The organism is Sphingomonas sp. 2378 (assembly GCF_038084995.1).
Taxonomy (GTDB): domain Bacteria; phylum Pseudomonadota; class Alphaproteobacteria; order Sphingomonadales; family Sphingomonadaceae; genus Sphingomonas.
In genome coordinates this window covers 1-202 of sequence record NZ_JAXCMJ010000181.1, presented here as the reverse complement: position 1 = coordinate 202, position 202 = coordinate 1, and the positions used below count along the sequence as shown (strand labels likewise).

Sequence of the window (202 nt, the reverse complement as noted above, 5' to 3'; positions counted from 1 at the left end):
GCGGCCGCTGGATCCGGTCTACCCGCTCGTCTTTTTCGACGCCTTGCGGGTGAAGATCCGCGACGAGGGCATGGTGCGCAACAAGGCGATCCACATCGCCCTGGGCGTCCGTGCCGATGGTGCCAAGGAGGTGCTGGGCCTGTGGCTGGAGCAGAACGAGGGCGCAAAATTCTGGCTCAGGGTCATGAACGAGCTCAGGAAC

At 63.9% G+C, this 202-nt stretch carries 1 protein-coding gene; it reads left to right on the top strand.

What is annotated here, in order from left to right:
* A partial coding sequence (locus SM191_RS19830) for a transposase (RefSeq protein WP_341507694.1) occupies window positions 1–202 on the top strand: 202 nt, incomplete at both ends.